This is a genomic window from Rhizobium giardinii bv. giardinii H152 (assembly GCF_000379605.1).
Taxonomy (GTDB): Bacteria; Pseudomonadota; Alphaproteobacteria; order Rhizobiales; family Rhizobiaceae; genus Pararhizobium; species Pararhizobium giardinii.
Genome location: NZ_KB902636.1, coordinates 1 through 1190 on the forward strand (window position 1 = coordinate 1; position 1190 = coordinate 1190).

Below are 1190 nucleotides of genomic sequence, written 5' to 3' on the forward strand. Positions count from 1 at the left end.
GATTGAACCGGTCGCACCGTTCTCAAAACGCAGGAAGGCGCGGCCGACATCATCTACCGTCACTACCTTGCGGCCGCCCCGGCCATCCGGGCGATCGGAGATAACAGTCACGCAATCGCCCATAACGCGGGTGATCGGGCCGCAGAGATACTCGGCAGTGGCTAGAGCATGAGAACCGATATCAGCAAGTGCTCCCCCGCCCACTGGGTCATGCCGGAAGGTGTAGTTGCCATTGGCATCGGCCATGTAGTCCTCGCAATGCAGACCGCGATACCCGCGAATTTCGCCAAGCTCGCCTGCGGCGATCATCTCGCGCGCAAGGCTAAGCATCGGGTTGCAGAGATAGTTGAAGCCGACCTGCGTCCTGATGCCCTTGGCCTCGGCGGCATTGGTCATTTCCCTTGCATCAGAGGCGAGCGGCGCCAGTGGCTTTTCGCAATAGACGTGTTTGCCTGCCGCAATGGCGGCGAGCGCCATTTCCTTGTGCAGTGCATTCGGTGCGGTGATATCGACCACGTCTATTTCAGGATTGGCGATGATATCACGCCAATTCGCGGTGGAATTGGCAAAGCCCAGCGCGCGGGCAGCACTGGTGGCAGCTTCATGGGTGATGTCGGCGACCGTGTGGAGTTCAAGGTCATAGGGCAGTTCGAAGACGCGTGGGGCCGAGGCAAACCCGAACACATGAGTCTTGCCCATGAAGCCGGTGCCGATCAGGCCGATCTTGAGGGTGGGTTTGGTCATTGAAGATCGTCCTTGTTCACGATGAATTCCGGCGACAGTGTCCCGGCAAAATAGTCGATGATGTTCTGCACCGAGGAAATCGCCATGCGTTCGGCGGCTTGGATCGTCAGGCCGGCGATATGGGGCGTGAGCACCACCTGTTCGAGCCTTACCAACGGATGAGTTCGGCAGGGTGGTTCTTCATCGAACACATCGGTGCCCAATGCGCCGATTTGGCCCTCGGCCAGCGCCGCGGCCAGTGCGCTTTCCTCGATCACCCCGCCGCGCGCCGTGTTGATCAGGATTGCCTCGCGCTTCATCAGAGCGATTTCCGCCGAGCCGATCAATGGCCTGTCGCCTTTCGGCGCGTGCACCGAGATCACGTCCGCCCAGGCCAGCGCCTCGTTCAGATCCGGGGCTGGCTTCACGTTGCCGTCCGGCCAGCCCTTCGTCTCCAGAAACGGATC

2 protein-coding genes are annotated in these 1190 nt (G+C 60.7%); both read right to left on the reverse strand.

Translation table 11 applies throughout. The annotated features are described in order from the left end of the window. Positions 1-744: Gfo/Idh/MocA family protein (locus tag A3AY_RS0112775; protein WP_018326058.1), on the reverse strand; the 744-nt coding region annotated here is incomplete at its 3' end. Continuing rightward, a partial coding sequence (locus tag A3AY_RS0112780) for an NAD(P)-dependent oxidoreductase (RefSeq protein WP_018326059.1) occupies positions 741-1190 on the reverse strand: 450 nt, incomplete at its 5' end. The genes A3AY_RS0112780 and A3AY_RS0112775, both read right to left, overlap by 4 nt.